Here is a 15,939-nt window from a genome sequence, read left to right on the forward strand (position 1 = left end):
CTGGCAACGGACAAGGATTTCGCCGGCTCTGTCCCGGAAAACTACGACCGCCATATGGTGCCGTTGATTTTCGAGCCATACGCCGCGGACATGGCGCGACGTGCGGCGGCGTTGTCGCCGAGCGCCGTTCTGGAAATCGCCGCGGGCACCGGCGCCGTCACCCGCGCACTGGCGCCGAAACTGTCGCCCGACGCGAGTTATACCGTCACCGACCTCAACCGGCCGATGCTCGACTACGCCGCGTCACGACAACCTTCCGACGGTCGCATCACATGGCGACAGGCGGATGCGCTGGCGCTGCCGTTTGAAAATGCAACCTTCGATCTGGTGTGCTGCCAGTTCGGCGCGATGTTTTTTCCCGACCGTCCGGCGGCATACCGCGAAGCCAAGCGGGTCCTGAAGCCCGGCGGACATTTCCTGCTCAGCGTGTGGGATCGCATCGAGGAGAATGTCTTTGCGGATGACGTGACGAACGCGCTCGCGCGGATGTTTCCGGACAATCCCCCACGCTTCCTGGCGCGCACGCCGCACGGCTACCACGATACGGCGCTGATCCGCAGCGAACTGAACAACGCTGGTTTTTCCCACGTCGTGATCGAGACGAAAGCCGAGCAGAGCCGCGCTTCCTCGCCACGCGTTCCAGCCGTTGCGTATTGTCAGGGAACCGTTCTCCGCAACGAAATCGAAGCGCGAGCACCGGGCAGGCTGGAGGCCGCAACCGACGAGGCCACGTCCGCGATTGCGGCGCGGCACGGCAGTGGCGAAGTTGCAGCCAAAATCCAGGCCCACGTCATCATGGCTGCCGTTTAAGGCGCGGAAGGTGCGGCCGCGGCTGCGCGCCGCGCCGCACCGATGAACCTTGATACCAGCTACCGCGACCTATGCGGGGATTGTCAGCATCGCGAGGGAAGAGAACCATGACGCCGTTTCGGGCGATTGCCCTGTTGTCCGCCGCAGCCTTCGGCCTTTCTCTCGCGTCCGCCACCGCGCAGGACAGCGCGCAAGACAAGACGCCCTCCTCCCCGCCGCCCTCGCAACTCATCAAAAAACTCAACGCCTATGTCGGCTGCATCAACCGCCTGTCAGAGCGGTCGTATGAGTCCCGCAACCGCTACTTCTCGTGGGCGAAGAAAACCGGGCCGACCGGCAAGGAGCGCATTATCTACGGCACCTACACCATCTACGACACGTCGGATTGCAAAAAGAACGTCGAGAAGGCCAATGCGCTGGAGCCGCGCGACGCCGATCTCGAGGCTGCTGCTTCCGCCTACGCCGAAGCTGTCGGCACACTCGAGCCGCTCCTGAAGGAGGCCGACGACTATTACGAGCAGGAGAACTACAAGGACGACAGGATGGCCAAGGGCAAGGCGCTGCATCCGCGCCTGGTCGCAGCGTGGGACGCATTCGCGAGCGCCGACAAGAAACTGCGCGCCGGGGTCGAGGCCATCAAGGACAAGCAGGCGGCGGAGCAACTCGCAGCGATCGAGGCGAAGGAAGGCCGCAAGGTGCGCTATCACGTCGAGGCGCTGATGATCCACGCCAAACGCTTGCTCCGCGCGGAGGACGCCGACAAGCCGGACATCTCGGCGATCACGGCGGCGCTGGGCGAATATGAAGCCGCGGTGAAGGCGGCCGAAGACGCCTCGGGCAAGAACGGCGACGCGAAACTCGGCTCGTTCTTCATGAACAACGCCAAGTCTTATCTGACCTCGGCCAAGCAACTGATGCGCCGTATCCGTGACAAGGTGCCCTACAGCCAGGGCGACCGCATGATGCTCGGTGGCGGCGGCGGCTGGATGGTCGAGGGCTCGCCGCCGCGGCTGCTCCGCGATTACAACCAGTTGATCGAGAGCTATAACCGCGGCGTCACCATCTGAGCCGGCCGCGAGCGTTCCGCCTCGACGCGTTGTCTTGTGCCGTCGACGCGCGCCCGCGTCGCTATCGCATCGTGATCGCAAGGCCGGAAAGATCGGCGTTGGCCATCAGGCCGAACTGGCGGCCGGACAGTTCCAGCACCGCGCCCTTCTGGTTGCTCAGCACGATGGCGCGAGCGCCGCCGCCGATGGCAAGGCCAGCGCCGGCTGCTCCATAAACGCCGGCGACATCGGATGGGCGATTGATGCGGCTGACGCGGCCGTGCAACACGGTCTTCGATCCTCCGAACACCAGGCCGTAATCCAGTCCGCCGACCGAAAGCGGATATCGCCGTCCGTGGAAGGTGAGCGTGCCGCCGCCGCCGGACGCAAGGCCAGCGCCGGCTGCTCCATAAACGCCGGCGACATCGGATGGGCGATTGATGCGGCTGACGCGGCCGTGCAACACGGTCTTCGATCCTCCGAACACCAGGCCGTAATCCAGTCCGCCGACCGAAAGCGGATATCGCCGTCCGTGGAAGGTGAGCGTGCCGCCGCCGCCGGACGCGCCGATGATCCAGCCGCCTTTATAGATCGTCAGCGTCACCGTGCCGCTGTCGGCGCGGGCTGCGGAGCACAGGCCAAGGCAGACAGCCAGCGCGATCAAAACGGCGCGAAGCCGGGATGTTGACGGCATGGGAGCGTTCTCCGGAGTTCGAAGGAAGGACGTGATTCGAATGGCTCGCAAGCGTAAGGAGCGAACGCGGCAAGCGCAATCGCCGGCATCGGCGCATCCACTTTCGCGAGACGATTCGCGATCCTGGCGACAACGTTCCAGCCGCTGCGCGCATTACTGCTCGGCTTTGTAACGGCGATGGCGGCTGGGATGATAGGACGCGACGTGCCTTGCGATGCCTTCGACCGGCCGAAGCGATTCGCCATTGCATGACGCGCAATCGATGCTTGCGATAAGCGGAAACACAATTCGCGTTAAATTCCGTTTCCCATAACACATTCTACTGTTACGCGCATTTTTTCCGCAAAACCGCGCACTTCTCCCTTGTTTTCCGGCTTACTCCGGACTCACATCGATTGTTAAGAATCTGGTAACCATATCATTAGCCATATGGCCGGGGGATGGGGGTCTCAATCCAGTCGGCTTCCTTGGGAAGCAGCTTCGGAGGGACTGATGACCCAGGATTTGCAAACCGGAGCGCAACGTCCGCAGCTGGCTCAAGCTGCGCTCACGCCGGACGCGGTGATCCCGCTGCTGGTCGGCTCCACGGTCACCGACGTCGAACGGGAGCTTGTGTTGCAGACGCTCGCGCGTTGCGACGGCAACCGCACGCGCGCCGCAAGGGTTCTCGGCGTCTCGGTACGCACGCTGCGTAACAAGATCCGGCAGTACGAAGCCATGGGGTTGGAGGTGCCCGATCACGGCTGATTGCGGGAGCGGGACGACGTGGGGAGCCTCTATCGGCGCGGACATTCACGGTAGCCGAACTTGTCGATGATATCCGCGCCGGAGATGGCGTGGAAATGCCAAACGCAATGATGACTACGCGTCGCCCGTGGTGCCCGGGGATGCACGGCCACAATGCGGGCGAACATAGGCGCAAGCGTATCCTCAACGGCGACGAGACCAACGCCCTCTGGAAAGCTGGCGAAGGCATCTTCGAACGCCTTGCGGATCGTGGCCTTGATTCTCACGGCCTATCCTCCTGCGTCTCCTGGGCGCGAAGATATTCATCAACGGTGTGATATCGCGAGGCCTGCGTTGTAGTCCGACGCTTTCGAGCAATCGGCGCGGGCCATTGGCAGCTTGTTGGTACGGAGGATCAAGAGATCGCGAAAACACCGCGCCCAAATAGCCCGACCCTCCGTAGGTCTTGGTAAGACGTGGGTGCCATTAGACAGACGCGAACGGCCTTGGGGGCTTCGCCAGGTTTTCTCATTTCTCGCACGTCTGCGGCGACTACAACTCAGAGTAGAATGCGCAGTCAATCGCCAATCAAAAATCTAGTTGATCTAGTAAACATCTATGATCATTGGATAAATGTTATTTTTTTATGATTGCAAATCAGAATTGGGCATCATCAAAGGGATGAATTTGAGCTTCGATCTCTGCGTGGATTCAATCGCTGGTATACGGATGAATTCCGGTAAAAAATTTAGCGCCGCTTACAATTGCTTTCCCAAATGCCGGAGATACTGTTTTCGGTCCCACGCGGGTCTTTAAAAAGTGATGATTGTTTTTTGTGCATTGCGGCTATTGTAAATCTATTTCGCCAGGAGCTTGGCATCATGACGCCGGATATTTTGCATCATTATAGAATTGAGCGTGAATTGGCTGATCGCCTCCGTAGAGCTAGCAAATCGGAGCGCCGCCACCTCTACACTGAGGTATACAACGAGCTTTTTGTTAGTGTTCCCAACCATTGTCAGGTCACGAAAAAAAAGTCTGCTACCGATACCAGAGAAACCGATCGACAGTTCGGAGTGATCCGACATCTCATTCGCCAAGGCATGGTCTATCTGGAGGTTGGTGCTGGCGACTGCGCGCTAGCCAAGCGTGTTGCCCAGCATGTGGGCAAGGTATACGCCGTTGAGGTATCCAACGAAATCGCAGGGCAACAAAGCTTTACGAAAAACCTGGAGCTTGTCATTTCAGATGGGTCCAGCATCCCGGTTCCCGCCAGCAGCGTTGATCTTGCCTACAGCAATCAATTGCTGGAGCATCTACATCCCGAGGATGCCGATGAGCAGCTTGCCCAGATTCACAAGGCGTTGCGCGTCGGTGGAATCTATGTCTGCATAACGCCCAACGCGCTATGTGGCCCTCACGATATATCTGCTCATTTTGACGACAAGCCGACAGGGCTCCACCTTAAAGAATACAGCAACAAGGATCTCGTTGAAACATTTCGGCGCGCTGGATTCAGTCGATTTAAGGTGCTTGTAAGCTACCGTTCGGTTGTCATCCCTGCGCTTCTGCCAGTGTGGCCCTTTACGACCTTCGAAAACGCCCTTGCCTTTCTGCCAACCGGTCTTCGCAAGGCGATTGGACGCACGCTAATCGCAGTGAAGTTCGTAGCCATTAAATGAAGCTGGAGCACGATCCAGTGATGCTGGTTTTCGAAAAGATCATTCGCCACCGAACAGATGAAGCATGATGGCGATTCTATGAGGCATCATTACGCTCCAGTAGTCTAGCAGACGCCAATTTGAGCATTGACGAGAACCACAGCTTCGGCAGAAGTGGTTTGAGTTCAATGCCAGCGGGCCATTTGCAATCATGGTCGCCATCGCGATCGTCGTTTCCCATCGAGTTTTAAACCTAAGCTCATTATCTGATCTGACATTGCTGTCCACGTCTCCATGAGAGTCCATGAATCAGGAGATACGGGGAGATCCCGCCCGGATCGTCATCCGCGCATACCATCCTGAGCCAGCGCTTCTACTTGGTCAGCGCGGTAGTAGACGCGGGGCATGAGGGCGTCGCTGAATTTTACGACGTGGAGGAGGCCAATGGCCTCCATTCTGATGATCGACGCGACGTTGCGACTGAGGAGTCGCGCAACTTCGGCGCGGCTGAGCCGCAATGGTGCCGGTGGTGCCGCCATCGGTTTGCTTGGTCGCTTGTGTCGAGGCGAGGGCTTGCGTGGGCATTCGTTGGAGAGGACCCGACAGGATCATCCAGCGCGCTTGACGCGTTGCTGTCCCTCGCGACGGCAACCGCACGCGCGCCGCAAGGGTTCTCGGCGTCTCGGTGCGCACGCTGCGTAACAAGATCCGGCAGTACGAAGCCATGGGGTTGGAGGTGCCCGATCACGGCTGATTGCGGGAGCGGGACGACGTAGGGAGCCTCTATCGGCGCGGACATTCCCGGTAGCCGAACTTGTCGATGATATCCGCGCCGGAGATGGCGTGGAATTCCAGCGTGTCCATGTAGTGATGATCCATCACGTACCGACGCAGTTTCGGATTATAGGCACTCAGCATGCGCTGGGTCGATGCAGCGTTGATCCGTCTCTGGCGATCGTGCCCTGAATGAAACAGAAGTCGCGCGCCGCGCTCGACGCAGACATTGCGCACGCCGAGGAACAGCGTGCAGTTCGACTGGCAGTGCCCCTTGATGCGAAACAGTTCGCCGCTGGCGTTGACGCGGTCGATTTCCGGTTGAAAGTCCTTGATCCAGCCGCCCATGCCGAACCGTTCCGACGTCGCGGCGCGGGCCGAAGACGGCATTGCCGGACAAAGCACCCCGGCCAGACAGAGCGCGCCGATGAGACAGGTCAGGTATTTCATCTTGCCCCCCGTCGTTATTGCCCTAAGCGCCGGCGCGATCAGCCGAACCGCGCCCGGCTGCGTTCGCGCGCCTTTTCCGTTTCCACCGCACGATCGCGCGCAGGCGCCTGCGTGTGCAGCGACGCCAGCAGATGATGGGCGGCATGCGCGACATCATGGACGGCGCGATCGAACGCCGCTTTATTTGCCGCCGACGGCTTGTTGAAGCCTGAAAGCTTGCGCACGAATTGCAGGGCCGAGGCATGAATCTCCTCGTCCGTCGCCGGCGGTTCGAAATTGAACAGCGTCTTGATGTTGCGGCACATCAGGCTCGTCTCCGGCTCAGCCCGTCGCGAGCCGGATCATACCTCGTCATGGCCGGTGTCGCCACCGGCATCCCGCTGTCAGGATCCGCCGGCAATCGCTTGCCGCCGAGGTCCCGCCCTCCTGGAGTCTTCACCATTTCACGGAAACGGTGAAGGACTCCAGCTTTTTGATTTGACGCGTTTTCTTCACGCGAACCGGATTCCACTTCGCTCGAAAACGCTCTATGAACAGCATCATGACATCGACGCCCCCCAAGGCCGAACGCCGGCCGCACACCTCCACCCATCACAGCATCACCCTGACCGACGACTATGCCTGGCTGAAGGACGCGAACTGGCAGCAGGTGCTGCGCGAGCCGTCGTTGCTGGCGCCGGACATCCGCGCTTACCTGGAGGCCGAAAACGTCTATTCAAACGCCCTGCTCGCTTCGACCGAACCGCTGCAAAAAGAACTCGTCGCGGAAATGCGCGGCCGCATCAAGGAGGACGATTCCACCGTCCCCTCTCCCGACGGACTCTTCGCCTATTTCACGAAATACCGGGAGGGCGGCCAGCATCGGATGATCGGACGGCAGCCGCGCGACGGCGGCGACGCCCGCTTCCTCCTCGACGGCGATGCGCTTGCCGAAGGCAAGAAATTCTTCAAGCTCGGCGATGCGCGGCATTCGCCTGACCACCACCTTGAAGCGTGGAGCGCCGACGATCGCGGCTCGGAGTATTTCACGATCCGGATCCGCGACTGGGACAATGGCGCCGATCGCGCCGACGTTATCGAGGAGACCGACGGCGGCGTGGTATGGAGCGCCGACTCACGCGCCTTCTACTACGTCAAGCTCGACGATAATCACCGCCCGCTGCAGGTCTATCGCCACCAACTCGGCACGCCGCAATCCGACGACGTGCTGGTTTACGAGGAACAGGACGCGGGCTGGTTCACCCATATTCATGAGAGCGCCAGCGGCCGGTTCTGCGTCATCGCCGGCGGCGATCATGAAACCTCCGAGCAGCGGCTGATCGATCTCGCAAGGCCCGACGAGCCGCCGCGCCTGATCGCCGCGCGCGAGGACGGCGTGCAGTATTCCGTCGCCGATCGGGGCAGTGAGCTTTTCATCCTCACCAACGCCGACGGCGCCATCGACTTCAAGATCGTGACCGCACCGCTGGCGGCACCCGAGCGCGCGAACTGGCGCGACCTGATCCCGTATCGTCCCGGCACCTATGTGCTCGATCTGGAACTTTATTCCGGCCACATGGTGCGGCTCGAACGCGCCAACGCGCTGCCGTCGATCGTGATCCGCGACCTCGCAACCGGCGATGAACACGCAATCGCCTTCGGCGAGGCCGCCTATTCGCTCGATACCCATGGCGGCTACGAATTCGACACCACCACCTTGCGCTTCAGCTACTCGTCGATGACGACGCCATCTGAGGTGTTCGACTACGACATGGCGAGCCACTCGCGAACTTTACGCAAGCGCCAGGAGATTCCGTCGGGACATGATCCTGCGAACTATGTCACCACCCGTATCGTAGCGAAGGCGAAGGACGGCGCGGAGGTCCCGGTGTCGATCCTGCATCGCAAGGATTTCGCGCGGGACGGCCGCGCGCCGCTGCTGCTCTACGGCTACGGCTCGTACGGTCACGCAATGCCGGCGTCGTTCTCGGCCAACCGGCTGTCGCTGGTCGACCGGGGCTTCGTCTACGCCATCGCCCACATCCGCGGCGGCGCGGACAAGGGCTGGGGCTGGTATCTCGACGGCAAGCGCGAGAAGAAGATCAACACTTTCGACGATTTCGCCGCTTGCGGCCGCGCGCTGATCGCCGCGGACTATACGTCCGCGAAAAACATCGTCGGCCACGGCGGCAGCGCGGGCGGCATGCTGATGGGCGCGGTCGCCAACCGAGCAGGCGAGTTGTTCGCCGGCATCGTCGCGGAGGTGCCGTTCGTCGACGTGCTCAACACCATGCTCGACGACACGCTGCCGCTGACCCCGCCGGAATGGCCCGAATGGGGCAACCCGATTACAAGCGACAAGGACTTCCGCACCATCCTGGCCTACTCGCCTTACGAGAACGTCGCGGCGAAGGACTATCCGGCAATTCTGGCCATGGGCGGACTGACCGATCCTCGCGTCACCTATTGGGAGCCGGCGAAATGGGTTGCACGGCTGCGCGCCACCATGACGTCCGGCGGTCCCGTTCTGCTGCGAACCAACATGGGTGCGGGACACGGCGGCGCCTCGGGCCGCTTCGACCGTCTTGATGAAGTTGCCCTCGCCTATGCTTTCGCACTGTGGGCGGTGAAACGCGACCGGCCTTCAGCGGACTGACGACAGACGTAAAAAAACCGGCGCTCGAAGGCGCCGGCTTTTCAGAAGGCGGAACGTCGCGATCAGTCGTGATCCATTTCGCCGATATGCTTCTGCGAGTAAAGCTCGACGCCGATCTTCTTGATGAGATCGATCTGGGTTTCGAGGAAGTCGATATGGCTTTCCTCGTCCTTCATCAGGCTCTCGAACAGGTCGCGGGTGACGTAGTCCTTTACCGAATGGCAGTGGGTCGCGGCCTCCTCGTAGAGCGCGCGCGCCGAATATTCCGCCTTGAGATCGCAATCCATCACCTCGCCGACGTTCTGGCCGATGTGCAGGGGATCGAGCACCTGCAGGTTCGGGAAACCGTCAAGGAAGATGATGCGGTCGATCAGCTTGTCGGCGTGCTCCATTTCCTCGATGGATTCCGCGCGCCATTTCTTCGCGAGATCCTTGATGCCCCAGTTGTCCAGCAACCGGTAATGCAGCCAATACTGGTTGATGGCGGTCAGTTCGTGGCGAAGCGCCTTGTTCAGGTATTCGATAACTTTCGGTTCGCCCTTCATGGAGCAACTCCTGTTCTATGTGCTGTGACGCTGGCAGACGGCCGTCGCGCCTGCCGATCCAATTTAGAATACTTCTAAATCAGATTCGGCAGCGCAACAACCCCCAAGAAAGGACGGTCAGCCATCCGCCGGCCAAGCGAGGCGCAAAAGACTTATCGGCGAGTGATGGGACGTTCAGAGGGTGATTTCGGTCTGAATTCGCTCGACTTCTGCATGCATTGCGGAGTGAGGACACCCTTCGCAACACTTCCGCGCACAGGCGCCGAGCGCTTCCTTGATGATGGTTCTGATCGTTCGGGCACATCGACCGCATTCGGCACTGCATCCAAGACATCCGTAGACCTGCCGGGGAGAGCGCCGCAGGTCATCCGGTGCGGTTACGGCGGAGCGAACATCGTGATCGGTCAACACGTTACAGGAACAAACAATCATAAACAGAACCCAATTGTGGCACGCGGACCCGGCCCGATATTGTTGGAGCACGCCGCGAAACGCAAAGGGAAAACCGGCTGTTTGAAGCTATTCCAAACTACCGGAGGACCGGCTCCGGCCACCCTGGCCGCCTGTTTTGCCGATACGATGTAACTTACTGAAATACATTATCAATTTTTCACGTTAAATCCCGGATCATGGCGGCATTGGGCCGCTGCGTTCATTAATCGTTCAAACCGGATGTGAAATCGTCCATCGACAGCCCGCCCGGATTGCTGTCGATGGACGCAAGAGGAAAAGGTGAAGCCATGAAGAGACAAATATTGGCGTTGGCGACTGCCGCCGCGCTGGTCACAGCCGTTGCCGCGCCTCAAGCTGCCGAAGCACGCGGCGGTCGCGTCGCTGCCGGCGTCGTTGGCGGACTGATCGGCGGCGCCATCTTGGGTGGAGCGCTGGCGGGACCGGGCTATTATTACGGCGGCCCCGGATATTATGGTCCGGGATACTATGGCCCCGGCTACGGCTATTACGGGCCTGGCTATGTCGCGGCGCCCGGCTGCTATTGGCAGCGCCAGCGCTTCTGGGATGGCTACGGCTGGCGGCTCCGGCGCGTCCGGGTGTGCGGCTGATCCGGGAGCGCCCCCAGATTTAATTTAACGAATCGATCTCCGGATCATACCCTGTGGGCGTTTTCCGGAGCGCCGGATGCAAAGGCCTTAAAAAGCCGTTATTTCAGCCAACTGACTAGCGAACGTTTGCATCAGGTTGATGTTGGGCACTTCGGGGTGGGACAGCCGACTTGAACGACGGCGTTGCAAGTTGCTCTAAACCTAGCGCCCGACCGTGGCGCAACTCTTCAGGAGAGACTTCAAGATGAAGAAGACAGTTTTCGCCCTTCTCGCGGCTGCTACGGTCGCGGCAGGTTCGGTAGTGACGGCTCCGCAGGCGCATGCCGGCGGCGGCGACGTCGCGGCCGGTATTGCTGGAGGCTTGATCGGCGGCGCCCTTATCGGCGGCGCAATTGCCAATAGCCGCCCGGCCTATGCCGCGCCGGCCCCGGTCTATGTGGAAGAACCGCCTTGCCACATGGTGCGGGAGAGATTCTGGGACGGATATGGCTGGCGCTTCCGCCGCATCCGGGTTTGCGACTGATCCGGATCGCCTGACGATTCTGAAAACCCGGTCTCACGGCCGGGTTTTTCTTTTGCCGCTTCGTTCGCAAACGTCCTGGATCAGCGTGCGCCATTCATTGCGCGCAACACCGCGTCGCTCGGCCAGCAATCCACTTTGAGTTTGGCCGACTTCTGGTAAGCGCCGAGCGCCGCACGCGTCAGCATTCCTGCCTTGCCGTCGATCTTGTCCTTGTACAGGCCGATCCGCGTCAGATGGCGCTGCATCGCCTCGACGTCGCGGCTGCGCAACTGGGTCGATGCCGACCACGGCGTCGCGAACGGCAGCGGACTGGTCATGCGGTCGGCGAGATGGCCGACGAACAGCACGTAGAGGTCGGAGAAATTGTATTCCTTGATCACGAAGTAGTTCTTCGTGGTCAGGAACGATGGCCCATAGATGCCTTCCGGTTGCAGCAGCGAGGCGGACTGCGCGCGTTCCGCCGCGGTCAGATGTTGTCCCCGCACCGGCGAGAACCCCTCGCGCAGCCATTCGCCGATCGGCTTGGTCACCGCCGGCACGCCCTCCGTGCAATCGACGCTCGCCGGCGCGCGCACCTCGTAGGCCCAGCGCACGCCGGGCTGCCAGCCCTTGTTGACCAGCTGCCGCGCGGCCGAAGCCAGCGCATCGGGCACCGAGGTCCAGATATCGACGCGCCCGTCGCCGTCGAAATCGACGCCATGCTTTGCAAGTTCGGACGGCAGGAACTGCGTGAGACCGGTGGCGCCGCCCCACGACGCACGGAAGTTCTTGCGCGACACGTCGCCGTGCTGCAACAGCAGCAGCCCGTCGATGAACTCGGTGCGATACTGATCCTTGCGGCGGCCGACATAAGCCTGCGTCGCCAGCACGCGCATCGCGTCGTAAGGAAGCGTGTAGCGGCCGTAGTCGGTCTCGCGGCCCCAGATCGCAAGGATGATCGGCGCGGGCACGCCGAACCGCTTTTCGATCGCGCTCAGCGTCGGGCGATATTTCTGCATCAACCGCTGCCCCTCGGCCGCCAGCCGCGCGATGCTGCCTTCCTTGATGTAATCCGCCGGCACCTGGACGAATTCCGCCTGCGACGGCGCACCGGTCGCGGGCCGGCCGGGCAGGATCAGGTCGGGAAGCTTGTAGTCAGGCTCGAGTGTCGCCGTCACGGCATCGAAGGTCGCGCGCGAGACGCCGGCCTGTTGCGCCTCGGGCCATAGCGAAGCGATGAACTGCTTGAAGCCGGCATCGGCCGCTTGCGCCGGCGGCATTCCGACACCGAGAGCAAGCGCGATCGTGATCGCGATCGCAAGCCGCCGCAGAGAATTCCGGTCGGCGGCGGCCATCCTCAATGCTCCGTCTGGACGTGCGTTCCGTTCGGCCCGCTCGAGATGCGATCCGCGAGCGCGATGCCGATCGCCGACACGATGAATACGAGATGGATGATGGTCTGCCACATCACGCCGCTTTCGGTGTAGTTGGTAGGGCGCGCCGCGCTGCCGAGGTTTCCCGCCTCGATGAAGGTCCGCAGCAGATGTATCGACGAGATGCCGATGATCGCCATCGCAAGCTTGATCTTGAGAACGCTGGCGTTGACATGGCTGAGCCATTCCGGCTCGTCGGGATGGCCCTCGAGATTAAGCCGCGACACGAAGGTCTCGTAGCCGCCGACAATGACCATCACCAGAAGATTCGAGATCATCACCACGTCGATGAGGCCAAGAACCACCAGCATGATCTGCTGCTCGGTGAAATCGAAGGAGTGCGCGATAAGATGCCACAACTCCTTCAGGAACAGGACGACATAGACGCCCTGGGCGATGATGAGGCCGATATAAAGCGGCAACTGCAGCCAGCGGGAGGAAAAGATCAGCATCGGCAGCGGGCGCAACGCGGCCGTCTTCACGATTTGCGGAGTTTCAGGCGTCGGGGACATCACGCGGTCTCATCATGGGGGGAGAAGCCTTCTATTCCATTCACCACGACGAAATCGAGAGGATGCACCGCGGCAAAATGCAGCGCAACGGCGTGCGTTTCGGGGTCCTGCAATCGCGGGGATCCACCGCCTCACTTGATCGCGACCAGGAAGAAACGCGGAAAGCGCAGCAACACCTTGCCGTCCGCCTGCAACGGATAGGCGGCGGCGATACGCGCGGTGTATTCGCGCAGGAACTCTTTTCTCTCGGCAGGCTCGAGCGGATCGAGAAATGGCCGCAGCCCGGTGCCCTTCACCCATTCCACGATCGCCGCGGCCTCCGCAAGGACATGGTTATAGATCGTGTGCCAGATCTCGATGCGCCGACACAGCGGCCGCAGCGCGTCGTAGTAGCCGCCTGGCCGGAGCAGCCTGTCTTTCGCCCGCGCCGCGCCCACGAGCGTTTCGCGCCACGGTCCCGAATGAGCTACCTCGCGCATCATGACGTGATTGGGTTCGTCGAGATTGTCGGGCATCTGCACCGCCAACACCCCGCCTGACGACAATGTGTCGAGCAGGCGCTGCAACTGGCGCAGATGATCCGGCACCCACTGGAAGATCGCGTTGGCGAACAGCAGATCGGTGTCCCCCGGCGGAACCCAGTGCGCGACATTGGCTTCGATGAATGTCTGTTCTGGCAGCCGCTCGCGTGCCCGCCGCAGCATATCGGCGGACGTATCGATACCGATGATCTCCGCTCCGGGCCAGCGGTCGACCAGCAGTTCGGTGGAATTGCCGGGACCGCAACCGATATCGACGGCCTTGCGCGGCGCGCTCAGCGGGACCTGCGCCAGCAGATCGCGCGAAGCCCGCGTCCGCTCATCCTCGAACTTCAAGTATTGCTCGGCACTCCAGTCGTCCATCGCGTCTCTCCGAACTTCTTCCACACCAAACAAGCACGACGGAGCAAGTCAACACCGATCGCGGCGGAAAAACGGACGTCATGAAGGTCCGGTGCGATCCGCCTTTCGCTCAGCCCGCCCCCGCCGGGAAACGGCCGGCCGGGATGACGCGCGCGGCCCGGCGCCGTTGTCCTGCACGGCAGTCTGCTCGACCAGCGACAGACAATAGACGGCGGCTTCGCCCAGATTGTCCGCGACCGCGTCGGCGTTGAGGTGATCGCGGGTCATCGCAGTGTTGGTCCGCCCCCAGCAACAGACAAGGATGCGCGCCTGCTGCATCTTGCGCCGCAGCCGGCGCACGAGATGGCGCGTGTGGGCCGTGCTTCTGTCTTCAAGAGCGGACACGCACACCAGCCTCACGCCGGAGCCGTCGAGCCGGAATATTCCGCTTGTCGATGTCTCCTCCTTCCTCGCGGCTCTCGCTGCGAGACCATGCTTCGAGAGGATCTGGGCGAGAAGCATCGCGGCGGCCTCGTCGAGATCGCTGCGCTCGGCGACGCACAGCACGGGGTATTCGGACTGCCAATCCGGCGGAAGACCCTCACGGATAATGAACGGAAGTTCGGGCATCGGTGCATCGGCCGTCTCTTCGACCGCGTCGGCGGCTTCCGCGTCCTTCGTCCGGCCGCCCGCGGGGGCGTCGTCGGACTCGGAGGCCAGATCGTCGATCACCTCGGCAACGCTGTCCCTGATTTCAGCAAGACGATCGGGCAGCAGCCGGTCGCGCCTGAGATCGGCCTGCGCCAGCATCAATCCCTTCAGCGCGACGGTCTCGTAGTATTCGGCAAGCGAACTCTCTTTCAGAAACTCTTCCGCCGTATCCACGGCTTCCGCCGGATCGTTGGCCAGCATCCTCTGATAGAACAACTCCGGAGGTGACAACGCCGGACGATCGCCGAGAAGGATATCGAGAAATCTCAGATGCTCGACATGGCGGCCCAGCACGACGAGGCACACCGTCAAGGGAGTCGCAAGGACAAGGCCGATCGGTCCCCACAACGCGGTCCAGAATGTCGCCGAGACGATAACGGCTACAGGAGACAATCCGCTGCTATGCCCGACGAGCAAAGGTTCGAACACCTGACCGATCATGAGTTCCGTCAGGAAAATGAGCGCGCCCGTCCATAGCAGCATCGACCAGCCAGGATCGACCGCCACAGACAGCGTCAACGGAAAGAACGCCGCGATGAAGACGCCGACATAGGGCACGAACCTCAGGATCGCAGCCAGGATTCCCCAGAGAATGGCGCTGGGTACGCCGATCACCAGAAGCCCGACGCCAACCAGCACGCCGAAGCTGGTGTTGAGCGCAACCTGCATCAGAAAGAAACGGCTGAGGCGACCCGCCGCGTCATCGATCGCCGCGGTCGCGGACTGCAGATCGTTCGAGCCCGCGAGCTTGATAACGCGGTTACGCAAGTCCTCCCGCTGAAACAGGATGAAGACCACGAAGACGATCACCACGCCCACCGTCGCCAACGGATGCAGCAGGGGGCTGATGAGAGCCAGAATGCTCTCGAGTGCGGACGGCGGCGGAGAACGCACCTCGACCGGGATCGGCTTTGCCTCGCCGGGCGTTTCGGACAGAGGCGACGGCGACGGAGTCTGCGGTACGTTGATTTCCTTGCCGAGAGTCTGAAGAATATCCGCGGCGCGATCGAGCGCCACTGTTGACGTCAATGCCCGCAGCGACTGGATTTTCTGCTGCATGGTCTGCTGGTAGCGGGGCAGGCCCTCGGCCAGATGTCTGACCTCGTTCGCGATCAGGCTGCCGAGCGCGAAGATCGCGATAAAGGCGATGACGACCACCAGCGGCACGCTGGCGGCGCGCGGGAAACGCCATCGCTCCAGAACCTCCACCAGCGGAGCAAGCACGAAGCTCAGGAGCACCGCCAGCGCGATGGGGACGAAAATCTCACGTCCGACATACAGCCCGCAGATCACGAGGGCGGCGATGACGGCCGATGCCATCGCTCCATCGCCGAAACCGGCTCTTGGTGGCGTCACCCTCGCATCCAGATCGAGACTCACAGCCGGCATGACCCCGAATATTCAGGATCATCAATGATCGCCGGGCCGTTTTGGTTCCATGGATGCCCGTGGAGGCGGCGGCCCCCTGCCCGTCCCTCTTCCGACTCGCTGTCAAAAC

General features: G+C 61.6%; 17 protein-coding genes and 1 pseudogene. 8 read left to right on the top strand and 10 right to left on the bottom strand.

All coding sequences use genetic code 11. The features are described from left to right. Together BGN91_RS13105 and BGN91_RS13110 are read left to right on the top strand one after the other, a co-directional pair. Positions 1-810, top strand: an 810-nt coding sequence (locus tag BGN91_RS13105; protein WP_292613808.1) for a class I SAM-dependent methyltransferase, incomplete at its 5' end; no start/stop codon positions are given. A 107-nt stretch (positions 811-917) separates the two neighbouring features. Further along, positions 918-1,877 (top strand): YiiG family protein, encoded by a 960-nt coding sequence (locus BGN91_RS13110; protein ID WP_292613809.1) that lies wholly within the window; start codon positions 918-920, stop codon positions 1,875-1,877. A gap of 61 nt (positions 1,878-1,938) precedes the next feature. Here BGN91_RS13110 and BGN91_RS17680 read toward each other — a convergent pair whose 3' ends face one another. After that, entirely contained in the window at positions 1,939-2,298 is a 360-nt protein-coding gene (locus tag BGN91_RS17680) for a hypothetical protein (protein WP_366408562.1), read from the bottom strand. 744 nt (positions 2,299-3,042) lie between these two features. Between BGN91_RS17680 and BGN91_RS13120 the strand changes: the two genes are divergently transcribed. Next, positions 3,043-3,297, top strand: a complete 255-nt coding sequence (locus BGN91_RS13120; protein ID WP_292613810.1) for a helix-turn-helix domain-containing protein — start codon at positions 3,043-3,045, stop codon at positions 3,295-3,297. Positions 3,298-3,326: 29 nt separating this feature from the next. Here BGN91_RS13120 and BGN91_RS13125 read toward each other — a convergent pair whose 3' ends face one another. Further along, entirely contained in the window at positions 3,327-3,563 is a 237-nt protein-coding gene (locus BGN91_RS13125; protein ID WP_292613811.1) for a hypothetical protein, read from the bottom strand. A 594-nt stretch (positions 3,564-4,157) separates the two neighbouring features. On the opposite strand from BGN91_RS13125, the gene BGN91_RS13130 reads away from it, so the two are divergent. After that, a complete protein-coding gene (locus BGN91_RS13130) occupies positions 4,158-4,958 on the top strand; it encodes a class I SAM-dependent methyltransferase (protein ID WP_292613812.1) in 801 nt (266 codons plus the stop codon). A gap of 622 nt (positions 4,959-5,580) precedes the next feature. Continuing rightward, positions 5,581-5,691 (top strand): annotated as a pseudogene (locus BGN91_RS13135) (helix-turn-helix domain-containing protein); the annotation flags it as partial. A 29-nt stretch (positions 5,692-5,720) separates the two neighbouring features. Here BGN91_RS13135 and BGN91_RS13140 read toward each other — a convergent pair. Together BGN91_RS13140 and BGN91_RS13145 are read right to left on the bottom strand one after the other, a co-directional pair. Next, positions 5,721-6,161, bottom strand: coding sequence for a hypothetical protein (locus tag BGN91_RS13140; protein WP_292613814.1), 441 nt, complete (start codon positions 6,159-6,161; stop codon positions 5,721-5,723). Positions 6,162-6,199: 38 nt separating this feature from the next. Beyond that, positions 6,200-6,466 (bottom strand): DUF2277 domain-containing protein, encoded by a 267-nt coding sequence (locus BGN91_RS13145; RefSeq protein WP_292613815.1) that lies wholly within the window; start codon positions 6,464-6,466, stop codon positions 6,200-6,202. Between the two features lie 236 nt (positions 6,467-6,702). Here BGN91_RS13145 and BGN91_RS13150 point away from each other — a divergent pair, with 236 nt between their 5' ends. Continuing rightward, positions 6,703-8,796 carry a S9 family peptidase gene (locus BGN91_RS13150; RefSeq protein WP_292613817.1) on the top strand — a complete coding sequence of 698 codons (2,094 nt, stop codon included), beginning with the start codon at positions 6,703-6,705 and terminating at the stop codon, positions 8,794-8,796. A 62-nt stretch (positions 8,797-8,858) separates the two neighbouring features. On the opposite strand, the gene bfr is transcribed toward BGN91_RS13150, so the two are convergent. Together bfr and BGN91_RS13160 are read right to left on the bottom strand one after the other, a co-directional pair. Beyond that, on the bottom strand, positions 8,859-9,341 hold the full coding sequence (bfr, locus tag BGN91_RS13155; protein ID WP_292613819.1) for a bacterioferritin: 483 nt from the start codon (positions 9,339-9,341) through the stop codon (positions 8,859-8,861). A 174-nt stretch (positions 9,342-9,515) separates the two neighbouring features. Beyond that, the gene (locus BGN91_RS13160; RefSeq protein ID WP_292613821.1) at positions 9,516-9,773 is read right to left on the bottom strand and encodes a (2Fe-2S)-binding protein; all 258 of its coding nucleotides are present in this window, start codon (positions 9,771-9,773) and stop codon (positions 9,516-9,518) included. Positions 9,774-10,081: 308 nt separating this feature from the next. On the opposite strand from BGN91_RS13160, the gene BGN91_RS13165 reads away from it, so the two are divergent. Both BGN91_RS13165 and BGN91_RS13170 read left to right on the top strand, forming a co-directional pair. Next, positions 10,082-10,402, top strand: a complete 321-nt coding sequence (locus tag BGN91_RS13165; protein WP_292613823.1) for a hypothetical protein — start codon at positions 10,082-10,084, stop codon at positions 10,400-10,402. A gap of 244 nt (positions 10,403-10,646) precedes the next feature. After that, positions 10,647-10,925 (top strand): hypothetical protein, encoded by a 279-nt coding sequence (locus tag BGN91_RS13170; protein ID WP_292613825.1) that lies wholly within the window; start codon positions 10,647-10,649, stop codon positions 10,923-10,925. 80 nt (positions 10,926-11,005) lie between these two features. On the opposite strand, the gene BGN91_RS13175 is transcribed toward BGN91_RS13170, so the two are convergent. From BGN91_RS13175 to BGN91_RS13190, 4 genes are all read right to left on the bottom strand, one after another. Beyond that, on the bottom strand, positions 11,006-12,259 hold the full coding sequence (locus tag BGN91_RS13175; RefSeq protein WP_292613826.1) for a lytic murein transglycosylase: 1,254 nt from the start codon (positions 12,257-12,259) through the stop codon (positions 11,006-11,008). Between the two features lie 2 nt (positions 12,260-12,261). Next, positions 12,262-12,849 (bottom strand): TIGR00645 family protein, encoded by a 588-nt coding sequence (locus BGN91_RS13180; RefSeq protein WP_292613828.1) that lies wholly within the window; start codon positions 12,847-12,849, stop codon positions 12,262-12,264. Positions 12,850-12,980: 131 nt separating this feature from the next. Continuing rightward, a complete protein-coding gene (tam, locus tag BGN91_RS13185) occupies positions 12,981-13,751 on the bottom strand; it encodes a trans-aconitate 2-methyltransferase (RefSeq protein ID WP_292613830.1) in 771 nt (256 codons plus the stop codon). 78 nt (positions 13,752-13,829) lie between these two features. Beyond that, positions 13,830-15,761 carry an AI-2E family transporter gene (locus tag BGN91_RS13190; protein WP_292613832.1) on the bottom strand — a complete coding sequence of 644 codons (1,932 nt, stop codon included), beginning with the start codon at positions 15,759-15,761 and terminating at the stop codon, positions 13,830-13,832. Positions 15,762-15,939: the final 178 nt, after the last annotated feature.

Origin of the sequence: Nitrobacter sp. 62-13, from assembly GCF_001896955.1 — a bacterium.
GTDB lineage: Bacteria > Pseudomonadota > Alphaproteobacteria > Rhizobiales > Xanthobacteraceae > Nitrobacter.